The organism is Photobacterium carnosum (assembly GCF_021236965.1).
Lineage (GTDB): Bacteria > Pseudomonadota > Gammaproteobacteria > Enterobacterales > Vibrionaceae > Photobacterium > Photobacterium carnosum.
On record NZ_WMDN01000027.1, the window covers coordinates 21,780 to 44,010 of the forward strand.

Annotated in this window: 22 protein-coding genes; 4 read left to right on the plus strand and 18 right to left on the minus strand. The window is 41.0% G+C overall.

Annotated features, from left to right (window positions below; translation table 11 throughout):
* Window positions 1-48: 48 nt before the first annotated feature.
* Entirely contained in the window at window positions 49-1,311 is a 1,263-nt protein-coding gene (locus GLP24_RS17560) for a RidA family protein (protein WP_232604518.1), read from the minus strand.
* 973 nt (window positions 1,312-2,284) lie between these two features.
* Between GLP24_RS17560 and zur the strand changes: the two genes are divergently transcribed.
* Window positions 2,285-2,737, plus strand: coding sequence for a zinc uptake transcriptional repressor Zur (gene zur / locus GLP24_RS17565; protein ID WP_152654300.1), 453 nt, complete (start codon window positions 2,285-2,287; stop codon window positions 2,735-2,737).
* Window positions 2,738-2,960: 223 nt separating this feature from the next.
* Window positions 2,961-3,167 carry a cold-shock protein gene (locus tag GLP24_RS17570; RefSeq protein WP_045038403.1) on the plus strand — a complete coding sequence of 69 codons (207 nt, stop codon included), beginning with the start codon at window positions 2,961-2,963 and terminating at the stop codon, window positions 3,165-3,167.
* A 91-nt stretch (window positions 3,168-3,258) separates the two neighbouring features.
* On the opposite strand, the gene pgi is transcribed toward GLP24_RS17570, so the two are convergent.
* The 3 genes from pgi to GLP24_RS17585 all read right to left on the minus strand — a co-directional run bounded on the left by pgi (window position 3,259) and on the right by GLP24_RS17585 (window position 7,811).
* Window positions 3,259-4,911: a glucose-6-phosphate isomerase gene (gene pgi, locus GLP24_RS17575; protein ID WP_101770080.1), complete on the minus strand. Its 1,653-nt coding sequence runs from the start codon at window positions 4,909-4,911 to the stop codon at window positions 3,259-3,261.
* A 396-nt stretch (window positions 4,912-5,307) separates the two neighbouring features.
* On the minus strand, window positions 5,308-6,387 hold the full coding sequence (gene alr / locus GLP24_RS17580; RefSeq protein WP_101770081.1) for an alanine racemase: 1,080 nt from the start codon (window positions 6,385-6,387) through the stop codon (window positions 5,308-5,310).
* 26 nt (window positions 6,388-6,413) lie between these two features.
* Window positions 6,414-7,811 carry a replicative DNA helicase gene (locus GLP24_RS17585; protein WP_101770082.1) on the minus strand — a complete coding sequence of 466 codons (1,398 nt, stop codon included), beginning with the start codon at window positions 7,809-7,811 and terminating at the stop codon, window positions 6,414-6,416.
* Window positions 7,812-8,042: 231 nt separating this feature from the next.
* Here GLP24_RS17585 and GLP24_RS17590 point away from each other — a divergent pair, with 231 nt between their 5' ends.
* On the plus strand, window positions 8,043-8,801 hold the full coding sequence (locus GLP24_RS17590; protein ID WP_221945036.1) for a DUF481 domain-containing protein: 759 nt from the start codon (window positions 8,043-8,045) through the stop codon (window positions 8,799-8,801).
* A 75-nt stretch (window positions 8,802-8,876) separates the two neighbouring features.
* Here the strand turns inward: GLP24_RS17590 and rplI are convergent, their stop codons facing one another.
* The 7 genes from rplI to nsrR form a co-directional block, all read right to left on the minus strand.
* The gene (gene rplI, locus GLP24_RS17595; protein ID WP_101770083.1) at window positions 8,877-9,329 is read right to left on the minus strand and encodes a 50S ribosomal protein L9; all 453 of its coding nucleotides are present in this window, start codon (window positions 9,327-9,329) and stop codon (window positions 8,877-8,879) included.
* Window positions 9,330-9,367: 38 nt separating this feature from the next.
* Window positions 9,368-9,595 carry a 30S ribosomal protein S18 gene (gene rpsR, locus GLP24_RS17600; protein ID WP_045030943.1) on the minus strand — a complete coding sequence of 76 codons (228 nt, stop codon included), beginning with the start codon at window positions 9,593-9,595 and terminating at the stop codon, window positions 9,368-9,370.
* 15 nt (window positions 9,596-9,610) lie between these two features.
* Window positions 9,611-9,913 carry a primosomal replication protein N gene (gene priB, locus GLP24_RS17605; RefSeq protein ID WP_101770084.1) on the minus strand — a complete coding sequence of 101 codons (303 nt, stop codon included), beginning with the start codon at window positions 9,911-9,913 and terminating at the stop codon, window positions 9,611-9,613.
* A gap of 9 nt (window positions 9,914-9,922) precedes the next feature.
* Complete coding sequence (rpsF, locus tag GLP24_RS17610) at window positions 9,923-10,309, minus strand: 30S ribosomal protein S6 (RefSeq protein WP_101770085.1); 387 nt, start codon at window positions 10,307-10,309, stop codon at window positions 9,923-9,925.
* A gap of 308 nt (window positions 10,310-10,617) precedes the next feature.
* Window positions 10,618-11,352, minus strand: coding sequence for a 23S rRNA (guanosine(2251)-2'-O)-methyltransferase RlmB (rlmB, locus tag GLP24_RS17615; RefSeq protein WP_101770086.1), 735 nt, complete (start codon window positions 11,350-11,352; stop codon window positions 10,618-10,620).
* Window positions 11,353-11,355: 3 nt separating this feature from the next.
* Complete coding sequence (rnr, locus tag GLP24_RS17620) at window positions 11,356-13,923, minus strand: ribonuclease R (protein WP_101770087.1); 2,568 nt, start codon at window positions 13,921-13,923, stop codon at window positions 11,356-11,358.
* Window positions 13,924-14,057: 134 nt separating this feature from the next.
* The gene (gene nsrR / locus GLP24_RS17625; protein WP_101770088.1) at window positions 14,058-14,492 is read right to left on the minus strand and encodes a nitric oxide-sensing transcriptional repressor NsrR; all 435 of its coding nucleotides are present in this window, start codon (window positions 14,490-14,492) and stop codon (window positions 14,058-14,060) included.
* A gap of 105 nt (window positions 14,493-14,597) precedes the next feature.
* On the opposite strand from nsrR, the gene hmpA reads away from it, so the two are divergent.
* The gene (gene hmpA / locus GLP24_RS17630) at window positions 14,598-15,800 is read left to right on the plus strand and encodes an NO-inducible flavohemoprotein (protein WP_101770089.1); all 1,203 of its coding nucleotides are present in this window, start codon (window positions 14,598-14,600) and stop codon (window positions 15,798-15,800) included.
* Window positions 15,801-15,891: 91 nt separating this feature from the next.
* Here the strand turns inward: hmpA and motX are convergent, their stop codons facing one another.
* The 7 genes from motX to hfq all read right to left on the minus strand — a co-directional run bounded on the left by motX (window position 15,892) and on the right by hfq (window position 22,173).
* On the minus strand, window positions 15,892-16,515 hold the full coding sequence (gene motX / locus GLP24_RS17635; protein WP_101770090.1) for a flagellar protein MotX: 624 nt from the start codon (window positions 16,513-16,515) through the stop codon (window positions 15,892-15,894).
* 146 nt (window positions 16,516-16,661) lie between these two features.
* Window positions 16,662-17,978 (minus strand): adenylosuccinate synthase, encoded by a 1,317-nt coding sequence (locus tag GLP24_RS17640; protein ID WP_101770091.1) that lies wholly within the window; start codon window positions 17,976-17,978, stop codon window positions 16,662-16,664.
* A gap of 120 nt (window positions 17,979-18,098) precedes the next feature.
* The gene (locus tag GLP24_RS17645) at window positions 18,099-18,293 is read right to left on the minus strand and encodes a DUF2065 domain-containing protein (RefSeq protein ID WP_101770092.1); all 195 of its coding nucleotides are present in this window, start codon (window positions 18,291-18,293) and stop codon (window positions 18,099-18,101) included.
* Window positions 18,294-18,368: 75 nt separating this feature from the next.
* On the minus strand, window positions 18,369-19,370 hold the full coding sequence (gene hflC, locus GLP24_RS17650) for a protease modulator HflC (protein WP_101770093.1): 1,002 nt from the start codon (window positions 19,368-19,370) through the stop codon (window positions 18,369-18,371).
* 2 nt (window positions 19,371-19,372) lie between these two features.
* A complete protein-coding gene (gene hflK, locus GLP24_RS17655; protein ID WP_101770094.1) occupies window positions 19,373-20,536 on the minus strand; it encodes an FtsH protease activity modulator HflK in 1,164 nt (387 codons plus the stop codon).
* A 53-nt stretch (window positions 20,537-20,589) separates the two neighbouring features.
* Window positions 20,590-21,879, minus strand: a complete 1,290-nt coding sequence (hflX, locus tag GLP24_RS17660) for a ribosome rescue GTPase HflX (protein WP_101770095.1) — start codon at window positions 21,877-21,879, stop codon at window positions 20,590-20,592.
* A 27-nt stretch (window positions 21,880-21,906) separates the two neighbouring features.
* Entirely contained in the window at window positions 21,907-22,173 is a 267-nt protein-coding gene (gene hfq / locus GLP24_RS17665) for an RNA chaperone Hfq (RefSeq protein WP_101770096.1), read from the minus strand.
* Window positions 22,174-22,231: the final 58 nt, after the last annotated feature.

Consider the following 22,231-nt stretch of genomic DNA (forward strand, 5'->3'; position numbering starts at 1 on the left):
TAAATATGGCTTTTTATAATCAGAAGATCATTTGTAGCGACTCTTTTATTACACTTCAGGCGGAGTACCTTCCGCGTTAGATACAATCGCATCCATTTGTACTAAAGCATCCATTGCGATGGCTGAAACACCAATAGTTGTTCTTGCTGGAAGATTATCATTAAAGAATGTTGTATAAACATCATTAACAGCATCAAGGTCAGCCATATTTTTTAGTTGAATGTTTACCTTAACAATATCATCCATAACATGATTAACACTTTCAACTATCGCTTTAATATTAGTTAAACATTGTCTTGCTTGTTCATTAACGCCACCGTCAACAATATTACCCGTCATCGAATTTAACGGTAATTGCGCAGAAATATTACTGTAATGCGAAAACGCAACTGTTTGGGTTGATAACGACGTTTGAGGTGCATTATGGGTGTTATTCGCTTTAATGACCAAGCCATGACGATCTTCAACCGCTTGTGGTGGTGTTCCATCGCCATGAGAAACCGTTGCATCAATCTGTACTAATGCGCCCATAGGTAAACCTTCAACAACGATCACTGAGCGGGCTGGCATATAACCGCAAGTGCGAGCAATGGCAGAGTCAGGAAAATAACGGCTATATATTTCATTAATAGCTTCAATATCAGCAAGGTTTTCAAGATAAATATTAATTTTAACAATATCGTCAGCAGGAACGTCGATCGCTTCTAGAATGCTCTTAAGATTTTTTAAACATTGTCCAGTCTGCTCTTTTACGCCACCAGCAATAATATTCCCGGTTTTAGGATCAAGCGGTAATTGTGCTGAAATGTGGTTGTAATGTGAAAAAGCGACGGTTTGGGTCGATACATCACTGTTTGGGGCATTTGCTGTATTTCGAGCAATTTTGACAAGATCACAAGGAGCTTGTGTTCCTGAGCCTTCACCATTTGAAATCACTGCATCCATTTGAACTAATACCGCGTCCATTGGTAACGCAGCGACACTCATAACAGTACGAGTAGGCAAGTAACGAGGGAAAAAAGTAGCGTAAACATCATCAACAATATCAAGATCTTTGATATTTTTAAGATACACATTGATTTTGATAACATCATGCATCGCATGATCAATACTTTCGACAATAGCCTTAATATTCTTTAGGCATTGTTCTGCCTGTTCTTTAACTCCACCTTCAACAATTTTTCCACTGTTAACATCAAGAGGTAATTGCGCTGAAATATTATTGTAATGCGAAAAAGCAACAGTTTGTGTTGCAACCAAATCGCGGGGTGCTGTTACTGTATTTCGTGAGGATTTTATAATACCGCCCATCTCATCTCTCTTTATATATTAAATAAGGACGAGGTAATATTGCAGATCATTGGCAGGTAAAAAACCGCTTTCATCACAACTTATTAAATCTTATAAATAATTGTATTTTATAAAAACAATCTAAATCTTTCATTCTTAGACTACAGAACTAAAATTTATATTTATTTACTAATTCAATATATCGCACCATTTATAACGAGGTTCAATATTTAGCAATTAATATCTAATGCCTATTTTTTCATAACAAAAAAGGCCTTGAACATTGTTCAAGGCCTTTCTCTAAATTCTTGTTAACTAAAAGGTCTATAACTGACCTTGTTGCAAGACTTTACTTAGTCATATTACCGCTTTTGTACATTGTAGAAAATACTGGCGTGTAAAGTGCAACAATTTTAGTAATGATACCTGACATTGATTTTTACCTTAAATAATTAAGCTTGTTATATATAACCATTACCTAATTATTAAATAGTTAAGGCGTCGGTCACGTTTCGTTGGGCGTCATTATAGGTATTTTAAACAACTTGAGAAATGAAAAAAAATGCAACCTTGGCATTAGTTTTTGTAATGCTTTAATAATCGTGTTTTTAAGATACGTAACAACCCAATATTCAGTACGTTCTAGCACAATCACGCTGTTTTACAGTAACTGTTCTAGCGCTTAAACGTATAGAAATCTGACGTTTAATCTAAATAATATTTATAGAACAGCATTAATTATGCGAATAATACATCCCTACGTCTTTATAGAAAATCTATTGCAATTCAATGTGGTTTACTAAACTTTATAATAAAAATTTATAATCATTAAAACTCAAAGCCTCTTTTTTGCGACATCTGCTTTTTTCTATCACTTTATAACGTGATCATTTACACGGAATCTTTTTCCTTATAACAGTTAATAGCTAAGTGTGAGTATGTTTTTAGACAGCTGTGATAAAATAAAACCTTAATGACGTTTTTCTGAGGCTCTATGACGGTTCAAATTCAACTGCTAGCGAAAGCACAACAGCTCTGTGAGCAACGAGGGGTTAGAATGACCCCGCAGCGATTAAAAGTACTGGCACTGATCATTAATCATCATAGTTCTATTAGTGCTTATGAGTTACTCGATTTACTCAAAATATCAGAACCCCAAGCGAAACCGCCGACGGTTTATCGCGCGTTAGATTTTCTATTAGCACAAGGGTTTGTTCATAAAGTTGAATCAACCAATAGCTATATTGCGTGTTGCGTACTTGGCCATGCGGATCATTGTTCACAACTATTAATTTGTGATGAATGTGGGTTTGTTGAAGAAATCCATGATGATGAACTGGCAAAACTTTTACGCCAAAAATCAGAACAATATGGTTTCATGATCAAGCACCACGTGGTTGAAAGCCATGGCATTTGTCATAAATGTCAGCAAACTAAAAACGCATGATTGTCCAATAGTGCTGTCACCATCAGTGATGGCACCTTCTGATATTTTCTCCCCCCCTCCTTTCAGCGCCTTTCTCTTTAAAATAAATTATCGTTAACTCAAACATAAAAGCACAATAAAAAACTACTCATTGTCATAAATTCGATCTAGACTAAATTCGCAATAAGCACCTAGTTACCTATTGATTGTAACTACTACGATTAGTCTATAAGGGAAGACGTAAATGAGTAAACTGACTGGAACCGTAAAGTGGTTCAACGATGATAAAGGCTTTGGTTTTATTTCTGCTGCCGATGGTAAAGACGTTTTTGTTCATTTCAGTGCTATTCAGGCACAAGGACGTAAAACTTTACGTGAAGGCCAAAATGTTGAATTTATCGTCACTGATGGTCAGAAAGGCCCGCAAGCTAGCGACGTTATCACACTATAATTAAGCTAACGCCAAAAATAAAAAAACGCCGCAATCATCACGATTGCGGCGTTTTATTTTATCGGTCAATTACATTAACCAATAATAGGCATTATGCACGCCATTGTTTGAATGCATTAATCAAACCATTAGTTGAACTATCGTGGCTTACAACACCCTCGTTGCTATTTAGCTCAGGTAAAATTTGGTTAGCCAATTGCTTACCAAGTTCTACGCCCCACTGGTCAAAACTACAGATGTTCCAAATAACACCTTGGGTAAAGATTTTATGCTCATACAATGCGATTAGTGCACCTAATGTGTATGGCGTAATTTCTTTAAGCAGAATAGAGTTAGTTGGACGATTACCTTCAAAAACTTTAAATTCAGCTAGCTCATCAATTTCTGCTTGTGATTTACCTGCAGCAACAAACTCAGCTTCTACTGTCTCGCGACTCTTACCAAATGCTAATGCTTCAGTTTGTGCGAAGAAGTTAGCCATCAGTTTAGGGTGATGATCACCTAATGGATTATGGCTAATCGCTGGTGCAATAAAGTCACATGGAATTAACTTCGTGCCTTGGTGAATAAGTTGATAGAACGCGTGTTGACCATTCGTTCCTGGCTCACCCCAAATGATAGGACCTGTTTGGTAATCCACTGGCTTACCACCACGATCGACATATTTACCATTTGATTCCATGTTACCTTGCTGGAAGTAAGCAGGGAAACGGTGCATATATTGATCGTAAGGTAGGATCGCTTCAGTTTCTGCGCCGTGGAAGTTGTTATACCAAATACCAATTAACGCTAGAATTACAGGTAATTTTTGCTCTAGTGGCGCGGTTGCAAAATGATTATCCATTGCATGACCACCTTCCAATAACTTAACGAAGTTATCAAAACCTACCGCCAAGCTAATAGAAAGACCAATTGCAGACCATAGTGAGTAACGACCACCAACCCAATCCCAGAACTCAAACATGTTATCAGTATCGATACCAAATTCAGCCACAGATTCTGCATTAGTAGAGAGCGCAGCAAAGTGTTTTGCAACGTGTGCTTTATCTTCCGCCATTGCTAAGAACCAATCACGCGCAGACAATGCGTTAGTCATCGTTTCTTGAGTAGTAAAGGTTTTAGATGCAATTAAGAATAACGTTGTTTCAGGATTTAAGTCTTTTAGCGTTTCAACAATGTGTGTCGCATCAACGTTAGAAACAAAGTGCATGTTTAGGCGTGTTTTGTACGCTGCTAATGCTTCTGAAACCATGTAAGGGCCAAGATCTGAACCACCAATACCGATATTAACGACATCAGTGATTTCTTTGCCGGTGTAACCTTTCCACTCGCCACTTACAATACGGTTAGTGAAACGTTCCATCTTCGCTAATACTGCATTTACTGCAGGCATAACATCTTTGCCATCAACAATGATTGGCGTATTGCTACGGTTACGTAACGCAACATGGAGTACAGCACGATCTTCAGTACGGTTAATTTTCACACCGTTGAACATATCCGCAATAGCAGCATCAAGCTCAGTTTCTTTTGCTAATGCAAACAACTTAGTCAAAGTTTCTTCTGTGATCAGGTTCTTAGAGTAATCTAATAAAATATCAGAACCAAACTGGGCAGAAAACTTGGCAAAACGCTCGCTATCATTTGCAAATAAATCACTTAATTCAAAATCTTGAGCTTGTTCAAAATGCGCAGTCAGTGCTTGCCACGCTTTAGTTTGCGTTGGATTAATATTCTTTAACATAATAATGTTCCTGATTTTGTTATGTTCATCCCTCGAAGCATACCGCCTTCGAAAGATCCTCGATCTATGCTATACAACCTAAAATGCTAGGTCTCTAATAATAAGGTTATCTGTTACAACCAATTATGACGCTAATATCGTATTATCGTCATTGCGTCAGGTCACGAAAATATGATGCATCATACCTGTATTTATAAACAAGATGATAATGGTAATCACTAATTAAACTAAAAGGTTTCACCGATAAATAAAGAGTAATGGTATATCAAAGGCTTTATCAAAGATTAAAGAATACCAAAATGATACTGGCAGATAACGGGCCGCGATTACTCTTCAAGGTAAATAGTAAATTTTAACCAAAAAAAAGCCGCAGGTTAAACCCACGACTCGTCTTTTTTATGAATAAGTCATCGCCACTCGAGGGGTTAACTTAGTCATTAATTCATAAGCAATAACACCTGTATATTGTGCTATCACTTCAGCAGGTAAACCTTTACCCCATAAAATAGCTTCATCACCTACTTTATCGGTCGCATTCGGTCCTAAATCTACGGTCAACATATCCATTGAAACACGCCCAGCCGTTGGCACAATCCGACCATTAACCATCACTGGTGTACCATTAGGCGCACAACGTGGATAACCATCACCATAACCAATAGCAATAACACCCATTTTAGTATCTTGCTCACAGGTCCAAATGCCACCATAACCGACTTGTTCACCTTTTTTAACGTCACGAACAGCAATTAAGCTCGATGTTAACGTCATAACCGGTTGTAGATTATAGTTTGATGCCGAACGTTCTAATTCATCAAATGGTGACACGCCATACATAATAATGCCCGGACGGATCCATTCAAAATGACTATCAGGCCACGCTAAAATACCCGCTGATGCTGCTAATGAACGCTCACCTTGGTAAGGCTTGGTCAAGGTTGAAAAACACGCAATTTGATTAACGGTAATATCACTATTTAGATTATCAGCATTACCAAAATGACTAATAAAACGTAATGGCTTCGCAACATTATCGCAGTCATTTAAGCGTTGCATAAACTCAGGCACTTGCTCTGGGCGTAATCCAAGTCGGTGCATGCCTGTGTCTATTTTTACCCATACACGTACGGGTGCATCTAACTCGGCTTGTTCCAGCGCTTCCAGCTGTTCAATCGAATGCACTACGGTATGAATATTATTAATCACCAATACTGGAAGATCTGTTGGCGCATAAAAACCTTCTAATAATAAGATCGGTTTTACCACGCCACCAGCGCGCAGTATTAAAGCTTCTTCTATACGTGCCACACCATAAGCATCAACATCGATAAGGCTTTTCGCCACATCTAACAACCCGTGTCCGTATGCATTAGCTTTAACAACCGCTAAAATTTTACTCTTTGGTGCCTGCAGGCGGATTTGACTCAGATTATGTGCCAAAGCTTGGGTATCAATATGTGCAGTTGCAGCTTTCATCCAATATCCTAAATAATTTTTAAGGCTTACTCTTCATCAAAGGCTGGACCAGCATAGTTATCAAAGCGAGAGAACTGGCCTTGGAACGTTAAACGCACAGTACCAATTGGACCATTACGTTGTTTACCTAAGATGATTTCAGCGATCCCTTTAAGGGCACTGTCTTCGTGATAAACCTCATCACGGTATATAAACATGATTAAGTCAGCATCCTGCTCGATGGCGCCAGATTCACGCAGATCAGAGTTAACAGGACGCTTATCTGCCCGTTGCTCTAACGAACGGTTAAGCTGAGAGAGGGCAACAACAGGCACATTTAATTCTTTTGCTAATGCTTTAAGCGAACGTGAGATTTCAGCAATCTCTAACGTACGGTTTTCTTGTAGTCCTGGCACACGCATCAACTGAAGGTAGTCGATCATGATCATACTAAGACCACCGTGATCACGTGCAATACGACGCGCGCGTGAACGTACTTCTGTTGGTGTTAAGCCGGAACTATCATCAATGAACATATTCTTCTTTTGCATCAGAATACCCATTGTTGATGATATCCGTGCCCAATCTTCATCGTCCAATTGTCCGGTACGAATTTTGGTTTGGTCAACGCGAGATAATGATGCCAACATACGCATCATGATCTGTTCTGCGGGCATCTCTAATGAGAAAATCAGCACTGGTTTATCTTGATCCATGGCTGCATTTTCACATAAGTTCATCGCAAAGGTCGTTTTACCCATAGATGGACGTGCGGCAACAATAATCAAATCAGACCCTTGCAAACCAGCAGTCTTCTTATTTAAATCAGTAAAGCCCGTTGAAACACCCGTTACACCATCTTGTGGTGATTGATAAAGCAACTCAATACGTTCAAGCGTACGCTCTAAAATTGTATCAACGTTTTGGGGGCCCTCTTTATCATTAGTCCGTTGTTCAGCAATGGCAAAAACTTTACTTTCGGCCATATCCAACAAGTCTTCACTAGTGCGACCTTGTGGATCATAACCCGCATCAGCAATTTCATTGGCAACGCCAATCATATCGCGGATCAAAGCTCGCTCACGGACAATATCAGCATACGCTAAAATATTGGCAGCCGACGGGGTGTTTTTAGCCAATTCAGCAAGGTAAGCAAAACCACCAACACCATCAAGTTTGTCAGACCGCTCAAGATGTTCAGACAGCGTGATCAAATCAAGTGGCTGTCCACCTTCCAATAAGGCTGCGGTTGCCTCAAAAATAATCCGATGAGGGCGACTGTAGAAATCTTTTGCAACGACTTTTTCAGCAACAGTATCCCAACGCTCATTATCCAGCATTAAACCGCCAAGTACTGATTGCTCAGCCTCAAGCGAATGCGGTGGCATCTTAATGGCGTCCATTTGATTATCTTTTAATTGTTTCGATTTACGATTATCTGTCATAGCAATTGTGCATTTACCAAAACCAAGAACGGAGCTCGACAGTATAACCTATCCCCTGCCTCTGAGTAGCTATAAACGATTACGATTGATCACTTGCAACAACAACAATTATCCTCCTTTTTAGTTTTACGAAAAGTATGCTGACGATTCCTAACCAAAAGCTGACAAATTTACGCTAGAATGCGACGATCAATGTTTCGACCTTTACCTTACCCTGCCAGCGGAGGTCTTTTGGCAAGATATATACTCACATTTCTATTGCTTGCCACTACCGCAGCCAATGCCAGTGAAGAATCAACACCGGAAGCACCGACTGAACCATCGCCATTAACCAGTACTATCGGCTTGGGTTATCAAGCACTATCGGGTAACTCTGACTCCCAGACCATGAATGGTAATGTGGCGCTGACGTACACCAAAGGCCGTTATCAAACCAATGCCGATGCCAAATTTATTATGGCAAAGAAAAATGGCGAAGAAGATAAGCGGAAACTATCAACCAGCTTAAAATCAAAACGGATGATCCGTGATGGTTATTATTTTTATGGTAATGGCAGCTATATTGATGACCGCTATGGGCCTTATTATGCAGATTCGATAGTCTCAACCGGTATCGGTTACCGTTTATTTAACTATGAGACATTTCAAACATTAGTGGATATTGGCCCCGGCTTTCGCCATCAAGATCCTAATCTCGATGAGATAAAAAACGACAGTATTGTGAAACAAGAAGTCGTTAATGAAATGGTATTGCAAAGCACCATCGATATTCAATGGAAGCCATTAAAAACACTGACACTCAGTGCTAAATTTAACGTCATTTCAGGGCAAAGTAACACCACCTTAGAAAGCACATTTAATGCGACTAATGCGATCACCGACAATATTGCTTTAAACGTAGGTTACACCCAAACAGCTTATTCTTGGGTACCTGAAGGCATGAAAAATTCCGATAGTACCACCACTATCTCACTGATTTACACTTTATAAATCAAGATTTCCTAAATTCCAGACATAAAAAAACCAGCCATAAGGCTGGTTTTTTACTATTAAAGCTAAAAGCGATTACTTAGCAGCAACAACGTTTAGTTTAACAGTTGCGAATACATCTGAACTTAGCTGAACGCTAACTTCAAATTCGCCAGTTGCACGTAGTGCGCCTTCAGGTAGACGTACTTCACTCTTAACAAGTGCTACGCCAGCTGCAGAAACTGCATCAGCGATGTCACGAGTACCGATTGAGCCGAATAGTTTACCTTCGTCACCAGCTTTAGATTCAATAACCACACCTTCAAGCGTGTTTAGTGCTTCAGCACGTGCTTGAGCAGCAGCATGTTGCTCAGCAACTTTAACTTCTAGCTCTGCACGACGTGCGTCGAACATTTCAACGTTCGCTTTAGTCGCCATAACAGCCTTAGCTTGTGGGATAAGGAAGTTACGAGCATAGCCCGCTTTAACGTTAACCTGGTCGCCAAGGCCACCTAGGTTAGCTACTTTATCAAGTAGAATAACTTGCATTATCTTGTCCTCTATAAAATTCTAAAAACGACTACTGCTTACAGATGCTTATCTGTGTACGGTAGAAGTGCTAGGTAACGAGAACGCTTGATAGCACGAGCTAGCTGACGCTGGTATTTAGCACGAGTACCAGTGATACGGCTAGGTACAATTTTACCAGCTTCAGTGATGTAGTTTTTCAGAGTTGCTACGTCTTTGTAGTCAATCTCTAGTACGCCTTCTGCTGTAAAACGGCAGAATTTACGACGACGGAAGAAACGAGCCATGGGCTATCTCCTGATCTAAATTAAGTCAATGTAATCGGCATGCAAAACTAATTTCCCGATACCATTACGGCCGGTTTGGTAAGAGATAAATCCCTCCACCTTAATTGTGCTTCCGACAACTAAATCTTGAGTGAGTACTTGTTGACCTTTACCACTGATTACCACGTTAATATAACAATATATTTGACGTGGTAAGTCAGCTTCCCGCTGCACAGAGCGATGCTCAAGCACAAAGTGACAATGAGGTATGCCTGCCGGGGATTGGCTTCGTTTGGGATGCTTGGCAATAGTGCCAGTCAACACCAGACGATTAGTCATTAATACAAATTACTCAGCAGCTGCTTCGCCTTCAGATTGTGCTTCAGCACGATCTTCACGCTTAGTAAAACGCTCTTCTTTAGCCTTCATCATAGGAGATGGCTCAGTAACAGCGTGTTTAGTACGCATGATCATGTTACGGATCACTGCGTCGTTGAAGCGGAAGTTTGACTCAAGCTCGTCAATAACAGCCTGCTCAGCTTCAATGTTCAAAAGAACATAGTGTGCTTTGTGCAGTTTGTTGATTGGGTAAGCCATTTGACGGCGGCCCCAATCTTCTAGACGGTGAATTTGACCACCAGAATCTTTGATAGCAGCAGTGTAACGCTCGATCATGCCAGCAACTTGCTCGCTTTGATCAGGGTGCACCATGAATACGATTTCGTAATGACGCATAGGTTGCTCCTTACGGATTATTCAGCTTCCCTTGTCGGCTCGGTTAACCTGAGGAAGCAAGGAACTAAAAAAAGAACCGAGAATTTGGATGACGGATAGTACAGAGAATGATCAATCTAGGCAAGCTTATTTTCTCGCCACTCGCCGTTTTTCAATGAAATGAACTCGAACCTTAGTTTATCGCTACTAACATTGACTCATCATGGCCATCTCTGTTCATTTTTCATACCGATAAACAATAAAAGACCCACCCAGTAACCACTGCGTGGGTTTAAATAATTATGCACTTATTTGGGGTTAATCACGCATTATCCGCGTTGACGTACCGCTTCAAATAAACAGATACCTGTCGCTACCGATACGTTCAAACTTGATACTGAACCCGCCATTGGGATCTTAATCAAATCATCACACGTTTCACGGGTTAAACGACGCATGCCTTCACCTTCAGCACCCATAACAATCGCCAATGGCCCAGTTAGTTTACTGTGGTAAAGATCATGGGTTGCTTCACCAGCAGTACCCACAATCCATACGCCTTTATCTTGTAACGCACGCATAGTACGAGCCAGATTGGTTACACGTACTAATGGCATAATTTCAGCCGCACCACATGCCACTTTACTTGCAGTCGCATTCAACTGTGCTGAACGATCTTTTGGAACAATCACAGCCACAGCACCTGCTGCATCAGCATTACGTAAACACGCACCAAGGTTATGCGGGTCAGTCACACCATCTAAAATCAACAATAATGGATTTTCTTTGGTCGCTAATAAATCATCAAGGTTGTTTTCATTGTACTGCTTACCCGGACGCACACGCGCAATAATACCCTGATGAGAGGCACCATCAACTTTGTCATCTAATGCTTTACGGCCTGCTTCTTGAATCGTGATGCCTAAGTCTTTCAACTCAGTAATTAACGGCAGCAAACGATCATCTTCACGCCCTTTCAGTACGAATACTTCAATAAAGCGCACCGGATCAGATGCGAGTACAGCTTTAACGGCATGGATGCCAAAAATCATATCATTACTCATGGATTAACTCTTCTTTGCTGCGCGTTCTGATTTACCCGCACGTTGCTTTTTCTTCTTGCTAACTTTGGGCTTCTTTTTTGGATCTGTCAGCGGCTTTTCATCCGATAACTTACGTGGTTTTTTATTTCTTGGCTTTTTCTTTTTAGCGTCAGCTTCAGCTTGTGGAATCGCGCCTTCTTTTAAATTTTTACGTACAGAAGAGCGCTCACGTTTACTTTTATCTCGTGATTCAGACTTAGCGTCACCATCTTCAACTTTAAATGCAGGCATTCCTTGGCGCTTTAGGCCATCAGCTTTGCGCATGCGTTGTTTTTTCTCACGCCCTTTCGCTGTTTTACCTGCACCACGTTGTTTACGCTCTGCACCAACGATATCAAAGTCTAATTGACGATCATTTAGGTTAATAGCGGCTACTTTAACCTGAACAGTATCACCTAAACGATAAATCACGCCCGAGCTTTCACCGACCAAGCGTTGACCTACAGGATCAAATTGGTAGTAATCGTTAGCTAAGTTTGAAATATGCACTAAGCCATCAATGTTAAGCTCATTTAGTCGCACAAAGAAACCAAAACCGGTAACATTCGCAATCACACCTTCAAACTCATCGCCAAGGTGATCTTGCATGTACTCACACTTGAGCCAATCAGACACATCACGGGTCGCATCATCAGCACGACGTTCTGTGGTTGAACATTGCTCACCGATAGCATCAATTTCATCAAATGAATAATGATGACCACCTGTTAGTGTATCGTTGTTAGTGTTACCTGCTTGTTTAGCAATTAAAAACTTAATTGCACGGTGCAAGGTTAAGTCAGGGTAACGACGAATTGGCGAGGTAAAGTGAGCATATTGACTAAGGGCTAAACCAAAGTGACCAATATTATCTGCTTGATAAACCGCTTGCTTCATCGAGCGCAATAGCATGGTTTGAATTAATTCACGATCATTACGATCTTTAATTAAATTCGCTAACGCTGCGTAATCTTTCGGGCTTGGCTCTAAACCACCACCAAGTTCTAAACTTAGCTCGCCCAAGAAATCACGGAAGCCTTGCAGACGCTCTTCACCTGGCGTGTCGTGAACACGGTATAGCGCAGGTTCTTTTGCACTTTCTACAAATTGAGCAGAAGCAATATTAGCTAAAATCATACATTCTTCGATGATTTTATGTGCTTCATTACGTACTAACGGTACGATGTTCTCAATTTTACGATCAGCATTGAAAACAAACTTGGTTTCAATGGTTTCAAATTCAATCGCACCACGGGCTTCACGAGCAACTTTCAGCGCTTTAAACATGCTGTAAAGTTCTTCAAGGTGCGGCACTAATGGTTGGTAACGTTGACGCAGTTCTTCATCACCTTCCAGCATGTTACTTACTTTAGTGTAAGTTAAACGTGCATGTGAATTCATCACTGCTTCATAATGTTTATAGCCAGTAAGCTTACCGCCCTCAGAAACGGTCATCTCACATACCATACACAAGCGATCGACTTGTGGATTAAGTGAACATAGACCATTTGAAAGCACTTCTGGCAGCATTGGAATAACTTGAGCTGGGAAGTAAACTGAGTTACCACGCTTTAGGGCTTCATTATCCAGCGCCGATTTAGAACGCACATAATAACTTACATCGGCAATTGCTACCCATAAACGCCAGCCACCATCAGGGTTACGCTGACAGTGTACGGCATCATCAAAGTCACGTGCATCTTCACCATCAATGGTTACCAATGGTAATTGACGTAAATCAACACGACCCAATTTAGCGTCTTCTGGTACTTCCTCAGTAAGATGCTTTATTTGGTTATCAACTTCTGATGGCCACACGTGTGGAATATCATGGGTACGCAGTGCTATTTCGATTTCCATACCCGGTGCCATATTCTCACCCAGTACTTCAACCACACGACCCACCGCATTATGTTGACGTGTTGCTCGTTGATTGATCTCAACCACAACCACGTTACCCATACGGGCACCTTGACGGACGTCTTGTGGAATAATGATATCTTGAGCAATACGAGAATCATCAGGTACCACGTAGCCCATGCCATCTTCAAGGAAGAAACGACCGACAATTTGGTTTGGTGATTCAGTTAACACACGCACAACACGGCCTTCACGACGGCCACGTTTATCTTCGCCATCAGCCTGCGCTAAAATGTAATCACCATGGATCACTGTGCGCATTTGATGGGCAGGTAACAATAAATCAGTGTCTTTACTATAAGTACCTTCAGGGCGTAAAAAGCCAAAACCATCACGGTGGCCGATAACGTAGCCTTTAATTAAATCTAAACGCTCAGGCAATGCATAGCACTGGCGGCGAGTAAAGATTAATTGACCATCACGCTCCATCGCACGTAAGCGACGACGTAGACCTTCATATTGATCATCACCTTTAAGTTTTAACTCAGTAAATAACTGGTCACGACTAACGGGTGTACTAAAGCCACGGATTACTTCTAATAGTAACTCACGGCTTGGAATGGGGTTTTCGTAATTAGATGCTTCGCGTTCGCGAAAAGGATCAACCGGTAAATCGGTAGTACCTTTAGACATAAACAGTTCCTGTTGGCCAGCCATACTTTAAGTATACTCAGCTCTTAGGTGAACAGATGGAAACAGGCAATAAATACCTATTCCACTAAATAATAGGGAGTAGTGTGATGCTAGACCATTATCGTTAAATGGCCTTAGTGTTCTGCAGGCAGCCCTAATAAGACACGCAATGGTGGATTATTATCTATCAAAGTCAATAATGTGTACTTATCAAGCTCATTTAAAAAAGCATTGCGCGCATCAGCAAGGATCCCCTTTAACTGACATGCTGGCGTAATATTACAAAAATCAGGTGCACAATTGACGATTTGTAACGGTTCAATCGCCCTTACTACGTGCCCTAATACAATATTTCCCGCAGGCATTCCTAAGCGAATACCACCATTTTTTCCGCGTACGGTTTCTACATAACCTAATTGGCCTAATTTATTAATAATTTTGACCATATGATTACGCGACACACCATAAGTGTCGGTTACTTTTGTGATACTTGTTAACTCACCCTCAGGCAGGCTAGCAAGATATATCAAGGCTCGTAGGCCATAATCGGTAAAACTGGTTAACTGCACATTGACTCCTCTTGTTACTATTTTAATCGCGTTCTTGACTAAAAGATACAGATCAGATACAACTTATAACATATATTATAAATACAACTTACAAAAGAGAAAGTCATGCTCACTCAAAAAACCATTGATATCGTAAAATCGACCGCACCAGTTATTGCCGCAGCTGGCCCTGTTGTCACTCAACATTTTTATCAACGTATGTTTGATCACAACCCTGAACTTAAAGATGTTTTTAATATGAGCCATCAACAAGGCCCAGATAAAAACACGCCATCAAGCCAACAACAAGCATTATTTAATGCGGTATGTGCTTACGCTAATAATATTGATAATTTAGCGGTACTACTACCTGCCGTCGAAAAAATAGCTCAAAAGCACACCAGTTTTTTAATTACTGCCGATCAATATCAAATAGTAGGTCATCATCTTTTAGCCACTATTGATGAATTATTAGCACCTGGGCAAGAGGTATTGGATGCTTGGGGAGAAGCTTACGGCGTATTAGCCAATATTTTCATTAATCGTGAAGAAGAGATCTACCAAGAAAGTGATGCTAAAATTGGCGGCTGGCGTGGCACACGTGAATTTGTTGTAACAAGTAAACAATCAGACAGTGAATTAATCACCAGTTTTACTTTTTCGCCAACAGATGGCGGCCAAGTAGCGACCTACAAACCAGGACAGTACTTAGGTATTTATATTAATGCCGATGAACTCGCGAACCAAGAAATCCGCCAATACAGTTTATCGTCAGCGCCTAATAACAATCATTACCGTATTTCTGTAAAACGCGAAACCCAAGGTACGGTATCAAACTACCTTCACGATAAAATTAATGTTGGCGATAAGATCAAACTGGTAGCACCTGCTGGTGATTTTTTCTTGGATGTTAATCCACAAACCCCCGTAACGTTAATTTCAGCGGGTGTGGGTTTAACGCCAATGCTCGCCATGCTTGAAACACTGACCCAACATCAAGCGCCAGTGAATTGGTTACACGCAACAGAAAATGGTCAGCAACACGCTTATAAAGATCATGTAAAAACACTGGCAAATCAACATTCGCACATTTCAGCATTAACATGGTACAACGCGCCAACGAGTGGCGATCGTCAAGCAGAAGATTATGATTACCAAGGCTTGATCGAGCTTGATAAAATTGCTACTCAAATTTCAGATCCTGAAATGCATTTTTATTGCTGTGGTCCTGTTGGCTTTATGCAATTTATCGCTAAACAGTTAATTGAACTGGGTGTAACTAGCGATCGTATTCATTACGAATGTTTTGGCCCACATAAAGTGCTGTAATATTTTTCATTACTGCTTACACAATGAAATTCCACACCATCAAAAACAGCACCTAATGAGGTGCTGTTTTTATTGCAATCTATAACAACTATTACCAAAACGATGAGCGTCGTTTAGCGCGCGCGATAATATTAACTGGCATCTTTAGTGCTAACTGCTGCCGTAATCGACGTAATTGTTGATGTTGACGCTTATCAGTGGTCACGGTTTGATATAACCACCGATATGCATCTTCAAAATCTAACGGACTGCCATTATCAGCAATGAGTAATTGTGCTAATTGAATGCGAGCACGAACATTGCCCAACGCTGCAGCTTCACGTAAATAAGGGATCGCACGCTCTTTATCCTGTTGTAAAATAACACCTTGAGCGTAATAACGCCCCAATTGTTCTAACGCGACAGGGACGCCTTGTTGAGCAGCGGCACGCATGTAATACACGCCTTGTTCAACATCTTTTGGAACACACACACCCCACGCCAACATATCACCATAAAGAAATTGATAGGTCGGTGATTCTGTTTGTTGAGCGCGCGCTTGAATATCTTGTACTAGTTGACAGTCATCCGCTTTTACTTGGCGTAAATGCTGATTCGTCGTAAACCACGCGCTAAGCTGATCTTCAGTATAAATAGGCACAGCATCACCCACTACCGTAAGAGCGTATACAGGTGTTGCTAACCAAAAAGCAAAGGTCATCAGTAAGCGCTTCATTTACATTCCTCAAACACCGAATAGTTATCTATCGGCAATGTACAACGAAACTTTAATCATGATAGATGGCAGTCTAACAGTAATATTGAGCTATAAAAAAACCAGCTCGAAAGCTGGTTTTTATTACTTAAAACAACCGCGAGTGATTACTCACCGTATGGGTGAACTTTGATGATTGTCTCGTTACGGTCAGGACCAGTAGAGATAATATCAATTGGCACACCTGTTAGCTCTTCAATACGTGCGATGTAATCAAGTGCTGCTTGTGGTAACGCATCCAGTGTTTTAGCACCAAATGTTGTTTCGCTCCAACCAGGCATTGTTTCGTAAATTAGTTCTAGATTTTCGTACGCATCAGCTGCCATTGGAGAAACTTCTAAAATCTCACCAGACTTAGTTTTGTAACCAGTACAGATTTTCAGCTCTTTAAGACCATCTAGTACGTCTAATTTAGTTAGACAGAAACCAGAGATAGAGTTGATTTGTACCGCACGACGCATAGCAACCGCATCGAACCAACCAGTACGACGTAAACGACCTGTCGTTGCGCCAAACTCGTTACCAACAGTACCTAAATGCTTACCGATAGGATCTTGCTTTTCTAGACCGTCATAAAGTTCAGTCGGGAAAGGACCTGCACCCACACGCGTACAGTATGCCTTCGCGATACCTAGGATGTAACCTAAGTAACGAGGACCAAAACCAGAACCTGCAGCAACACCACCAGCAGTAGTAGTAGACGACGTTACATATGGGTAAGTACCGTGGTCAATATCAAGCAATGTACCTTGCGCACCTTCAAACATGATCTTGTCGCCACGTAGACGCGCATCATCAAGTTCTTTCGTTACGTCGATAACCATTGATGTTAATAGGTCAGCTTGAGAAAGTACTTTTTCTAGTACTTCTTCATAGTTTACAGGTTCAGCATGGTAGTAATGCTCAATCTGGAAGTTATGATAAGCCATAACATCTTTAAGCTTTTCAGCAAATGTGGCTTTATCGAATAAATCGCCAACGCGAAGACCGCGACGAGCAACTTTATCTTCATAAGCAGGACCGATACCACGACCTGTAGTACCAATTGCTTTTTTACCACGAGCCGCTTCGCGTGCTTGGTCAAGAGCAATATGGTAAGGAAGAATTAGTGGACAAGCTTCTGATAGGAACAGACGCTCACGAACAGGAATACCACGTGCTTCTAGTGGACCCATCTCATTCATTAGTGCATCAGGAGAAAGTACAACACCATTACCGATGATGCATTTAACATTGTCACGTAGGATACCTGATGGGATCAGGTGAAGAACAGTTTTCTCACCGTCAATAACTAGGGTGTGACCGGCGTTGTGTCCGCCTTGGTAGCGAACCACATATTTTGCATCTTCGGTCAGCAGGTCAACAATCTTACCTTTACCTTCGTCACCCCATTGGGTGCCAAGAACGACTACATTATTTGCCATCTTTCTTCATCTATCGTAGTTAAAAAAGGATTCTAGCACCTAAATCCCCCACTTGCAGTCATTTTTGGCTTAATACATTTCACATATGACGACTTTTATCTCTTTTTTATGGCGGTTTTTCTATATTTTCAAATACATCATATAAGCAATCACACCACCAGCGACAACCAAACATCCACCAATACGACGTAACGTATTATCATTTTGTTGGCTTAGTTGACTGACCATATTTCGCCACCCTTGAGGGGCTAATAATGGCCCTAACCCTTCAACAACTAACACTAAACCTATGGCTAACAAAATTGTATTCATCATATATTTTATCCAAAAAAAAAGACAAGGCCGAAGCCTTGTCTTTATTATAACGATAGCACTGTTAGTAAAGCGAGTTTACTTTGCTGGTAACTCTGAATGGTTCATGTATTTAAAGAACTCATTATTCGGATCAACAACAAGAATGTCATTTTTCGAACTAAAGCTATTTTCATACGCTTTCAAAGAACGCCAGAAACTGTAGAACTCAGGATCTTGATTATACGCTTTCGCATAAATCTCAGCCGCTTTTGCGTCTGCATCACCACGTACAACTTGTGCTTTACGCTTCGCCTCAGCTAAAACTGTTGCCACTTCAAGTTCTGAACGAGCACGAAGCTCTTCAGCACGTTGACGGCCTTGAGAACGGTAGCTACGTGCCACTGACTCACGCTCAGCACGCATACGACGGTAGATAGACTCACTGATTTCATCAGGTAAATTGATTTTCTTAATACGGAAATCAACTACTTCAATACCTAAGTCTTTCGCACTTTCACGCGTTTCTTCAAGTACATCAGCCATGATTTGATCACGTTGGCCTTCAACTTTCTTCACAGGCACAACACCTTCAATTACCGCTAGAGCAGCTTTCGCAGCCTTAGTTTGTGCAATATCAGATGGTGCAGCAGGCGTTGAAGTGCTGTCTTCTCCAGATACAATTTGTTTGATTTCTTTCGCGCCAATTTCGGCACGTAAGCTATCAACAACTTTACGCTTTAACAATGATTCCGCTGTTGATGTGTTACCACCGCCAGTCGCTAAGTAATATTTGCCGTAATCTTTAATACGCCATTTAACGTAGGTATCAATGATAACGTCTTTTTTCTCAGCCGTTAGGAAACGATCAGCTTGATCGTCCATCGTTTGAATACGCGCATCAAGATCATGCACACGGTCAAACACAGGAACTTTAAAGTGTAAACCTGGCTCGTAAATACGTGCAATTTCAGTATTGTTATCTTTTAGAATACGACCAAAACGCACGACGATACCACGCTCGCCCTCTTTCACTACAAACATAGACATCAATAATAGTGCAATAAAAATTACAACTACTGGGATGATTAACTTACGCATAATTAATATCTCCCTTGACGGCCAGTATCAGCACGTGGTGTTGGAGCAACTGGCGTTGGTATTTCTACTTTTTCCAATTCAATACCACTTAATCGGCCAGAATCTACTGGCTTTTTAGCTTGGTTATTTGATTGATCCATTAGCTTTTCAAGCGGTAAATACATTACGTTATTACCACCAGACTTAGTATCAATTAACACCTTGCTGGTATTGCTGTATACACGTTCCATCGTATCAAGATACAAACGGTCACGAGTTACTTTCTTAGCCGCTTCATATTGTGGCAACAGCTTATCAAACTGTGCAACATCACCTAACGCACCATTAATAACACGCTCAGAATAACCTTGTGCTTCATTCTTCAGACGCTCAGCTCGACCCGTTGCTTTTGGCAAAATGTCATTACTGTAAGCTTCTGCTTCACGAACATAACGTTCTTCATCTTCACGCGCTGCAATAGCATCATCAAAGGCATCTTTTACCGCTTCGGGTGGACGCGCACTTTGGAAGTTAACGTCCACAACACGGATACCCATGTTATATTTTGCGATAATCTTATCAATTGCAGTTTGAGTATTCGCACGAATAGTCTGACGGCCTGTTGTTAACGCTTGATCCATGGTTGAATCACCGATAACCGCACGCAGTGCAGAATCTGTTGCTTGACGCAAACTATCATCAGCATTAGTAACACTGAATAGATATTTTTCAGCATTATCAACACGGTATTGAACATCCATCTCAACTTTCAGAACATTTTCGTCTTTGGTTAGCATTAAGCCAGAAGCTCGTAGCGAACGAATTGCTTGTACGTTAACAGGGATAACTTCATCAATAAAAGTCGGCTTCCAATTCAAGCCTGGCTTGACGATTTGATCAAACTTACCGAAGCGCAGCACAACACCTTGTTCTGCTTCACTTACAGTGTAAAAGCCTGAAAATCCCCATACAGCCACAGCTAAAACTGCAACAGCACCCAAACCTACAGCGCTACCGCTGCCTGTTGGTCCTTTTTTACTACCAAACACACCACTAACCTTACGACTTAGTTTTGAGAAAACCTCATCCAGATCGGGTGGTCCTTGTTCACGTCCACCATGATTTTTATTACCCCAAGGGTCTTTATCATCACGGCCGCCGTTGTTACCAGGCTCATTCCACGCCATTATAGAACTCCATCAATGTGATATGACGACAGTTTTTATTACTCAGCAATCCATTAAGCAACGATGTAGTCATCTAACGAAGTACTTTCTCTTTTTTGTAACCGCGACCATTCTGCCATCGGTAAGCAAATATCAATCATTAAACAGCCATCTGATTCATATTCCTCTCGCAAAATACATCCCATTTGATAAAACTTACTGCGTAACCGTCCAATAATTTCAGGCGGTAAACGCAAGCTATGCTTTATCATCGTTCCTGCAAGACGTTCTGTTAAGGCTTGGAATAACAAGTCAATGCCTTGCCCTTCCATGGCTGATACCCAAACTCGTCGAGGTAAACCCTCTTCGTCACGCTCGATTCGTGGTTGTGCATTATCCAAGTTATCAATTTTATTCATAACAAGTAAAACAGGAACATCGCTAGCATCGATTTCATCAAGTACGGTATCTACCGCCTCAATGTTCTCACGAAAACGATCATCACTGGCATCAACCACATGAAGCAATAGATCTGCTTCTTGTGTTTCTTTTAATGTTGCTTTAAACGCAGCCACTAAATCGTGGGGTAAATGTCGAATAAAACCAACAGTATCTGCAAGTATCGCTGCACCGACATCTGCAACTTCAATCTTACGCAATGTTGGATCTAAGGTAGCAAACAGCTGATCCGCTGCATATACCCCAGCATCGGTAATATGATTGAATAATGTTGATTTACCCGCATTGGTATACCCAACTAATGACACCGTTGGGATTTCTGCTCGGTTTCGTGCTCGACGTCCTTGATCGCGTTGTTTAGCTACTTTATCTAAACGCCGCAAAATAGTTTTAATACGTTCACGTAATAAACGTCGATCGGTTTCTAACTGAGTTTCACCCGGCCCGCGGAGGCCAATACCACCTTTTTGTCGCTCAAGGTGAGTCCAACCACGAATTAATCTGGTTGATAGATGACGTAATTGTGCTAATTCAACTTGCAACTTACCCTCATGGGTACGCGCTCGCTGAGCAAAGATATCGAGAATTAATCCAGTACGATCAATCACACGACACTGACAAAGCAGCTCTAAGTTTCGTTCTTGTGCCGGTGACAATGCGTGATTAAAAATAATAATATCTGCATTAACAGCGCTTACAGCGTCAGCTATTTCTTGTGCTTTACCTTCACCTACATAATATTTTGGAAGCGGAGTTTTACGGCTACCCGTAACTACGTGCAGCGCGTTAACTCCGGCGGAAGATACTAGCATTTCAAATTCGCTAAGATCTTCCCATTCCTCATCTTGAGTGAAGTTTATATGAACAAGAATAGCCTGCTCACCAGCTTCATAACGGTCAAACAAGTAATTAGCTCCTTATTTGAAATGATCTTACTCTTCTATTTTTTCTGGACGATCACTTCCTGCTGGACGATCACCCGCCTGATGATGATTCACCGGACGAGCGGGTACAACAGTTGAAATAGCATGCTTATAAACCATCTGGTTGACGGTGTTTTTAAGTAGAATGACAAATTGATCAAATGATTCAATTTGGCCTTGTAGTTTGATACCGTTTACCAGGTAAATAGAGACCGGGATTCTTTCACGACGCAGCGCATTCAAAAACGGGTCTTGCAGAGATTGCCCCTTAGCCATTATTTCTTTTCCTTATTTATTTGTAGTTGTATTAGCAACGAACAAAAACTAAAAATAC

Excerpts from the sequence above, each read along its gene's own strand:
- zur (WP_152654300.1), top strand. The coding sequence starts at position 2,285 with ATGACGGTTCAAATTCAACTGCTAGCGAAAGCACAACAGCTCTGTGAG.
- hfq (WP_101770096.1), bottom strand. The coding sequence starts at position 22,173 with ATGGCTAAGGGGCAATCTCTGCAAGACCCGTTTTTGAATGCGCTGCGT.
- alr (WP_101770081.1), bottom strand. The coding sequence starts at position 6,387 with ATGAAAGCTGCAACTGCACATATTGATACCCAAGCTTTGGCACATAAT.
- hmpA (WP_101770089.1), top strand. The coding sequence starts at position 14,598 with ATGCTCACTCAAAAAACCATTGATATCGTAAAATCGACCGCACCAGTT.
- hflC (WP_101770093.1), bottom strand. The coding sequence starts at position 19,370 with ATGCGTAAGTTAATCATCCCAGTAGTTGTAATTTTTATTGCACTATTA.
- rnr (WP_101770087.1), bottom strand. The coding sequence starts at position 13,923 with ATGTCTAAAGGTACTACCGATTTACCGGTTGATCCTTTTCGCGAACGC.
- pgi (WP_101770080.1), bottom strand. The coding sequence starts at position 4,911 with ATGTTAAAGAATATTAATCCAACGCAAACTAAAGCGTGGCAAGCACTG.
- rpsF (WP_101770085.1), bottom strand. The coding sequence starts at position 10,309 with ATGCGTCATTACGAAATCGTATTCATGGTGCACCCTGATCAAAGCGAG.
- rpsR (WP_045030943.1), bottom strand. The coding sequence starts at position 9,595 with ATGGCTCGTTTCTTCCGTCGTCGTAAATTCTGCCGTTTTACAGCAGAA.
- GLP24_RS17585 (WP_101770082.1), bottom strand. The coding sequence starts at position 7,811 with ATGACAGATAATCGTAAATCGAAACAATTAAAAGATAATCAAATGGAC.
- rplI (WP_101770083.1), bottom strand. The coding sequence starts at position 9,329 with ATGCAAGTTATTCTACTTGATAAAGTAGCTAACCTAGGTGGCCTTGGC.
- GLP24_RS17640 (WP_101770091.1), bottom strand. The coding sequence starts at position 17,978 with ATGGCAAATAATGTAGTCGTTCTTGGCACCCAATGGGGTGACGAAGGT.
- rlmB (WP_101770086.1), bottom strand. The coding sequence starts at position 11,352 with ATGAGTAATGATATGATTTTTGGCATCCATGCCGTTAAAGCTGTACTC.
- GLP24_RS17570 (WP_045038403.1), top strand. The coding sequence starts at position 2,961 with ATGAGTAAACTGACTGGAACCGTAAAGTGGTTCAACGATGATAAAGGC.
- priB (WP_101770084.1), bottom strand. The coding sequence starts at position 9,913 with ATGACTAATCGTCTGGTGTTGACTGGCACTATTGCCAAGCATCCCAAA.
- GLP24_RS17560 (WP_232604518.1), bottom strand. The coding sequence starts at position 1,311 with ATGGGCGGTATTATAAAATCCTCACGAAATACAGTAACAGCACCCCGC.
- motX (WP_101770090.1), bottom strand. The coding sequence starts at position 16,515 with ATGAAGCGCTTACTGATGACCTTTGCTTTTTGGTTAGCAACACCTGTA.
- GLP24_RS17645 (WP_101770092.1), bottom strand. The coding sequence starts at position 18,293 with ATGATGAATACAATTTTGTTAGCCATAGGTTTAGTGTTAGTTGTTGAA.
- hflK (WP_101770094.1), bottom strand. The coding sequence starts at position 20,536 with ATGGCGTGGAATGAGCCTGGTAACAACGGCGGCCGTGATGATAAAGAC.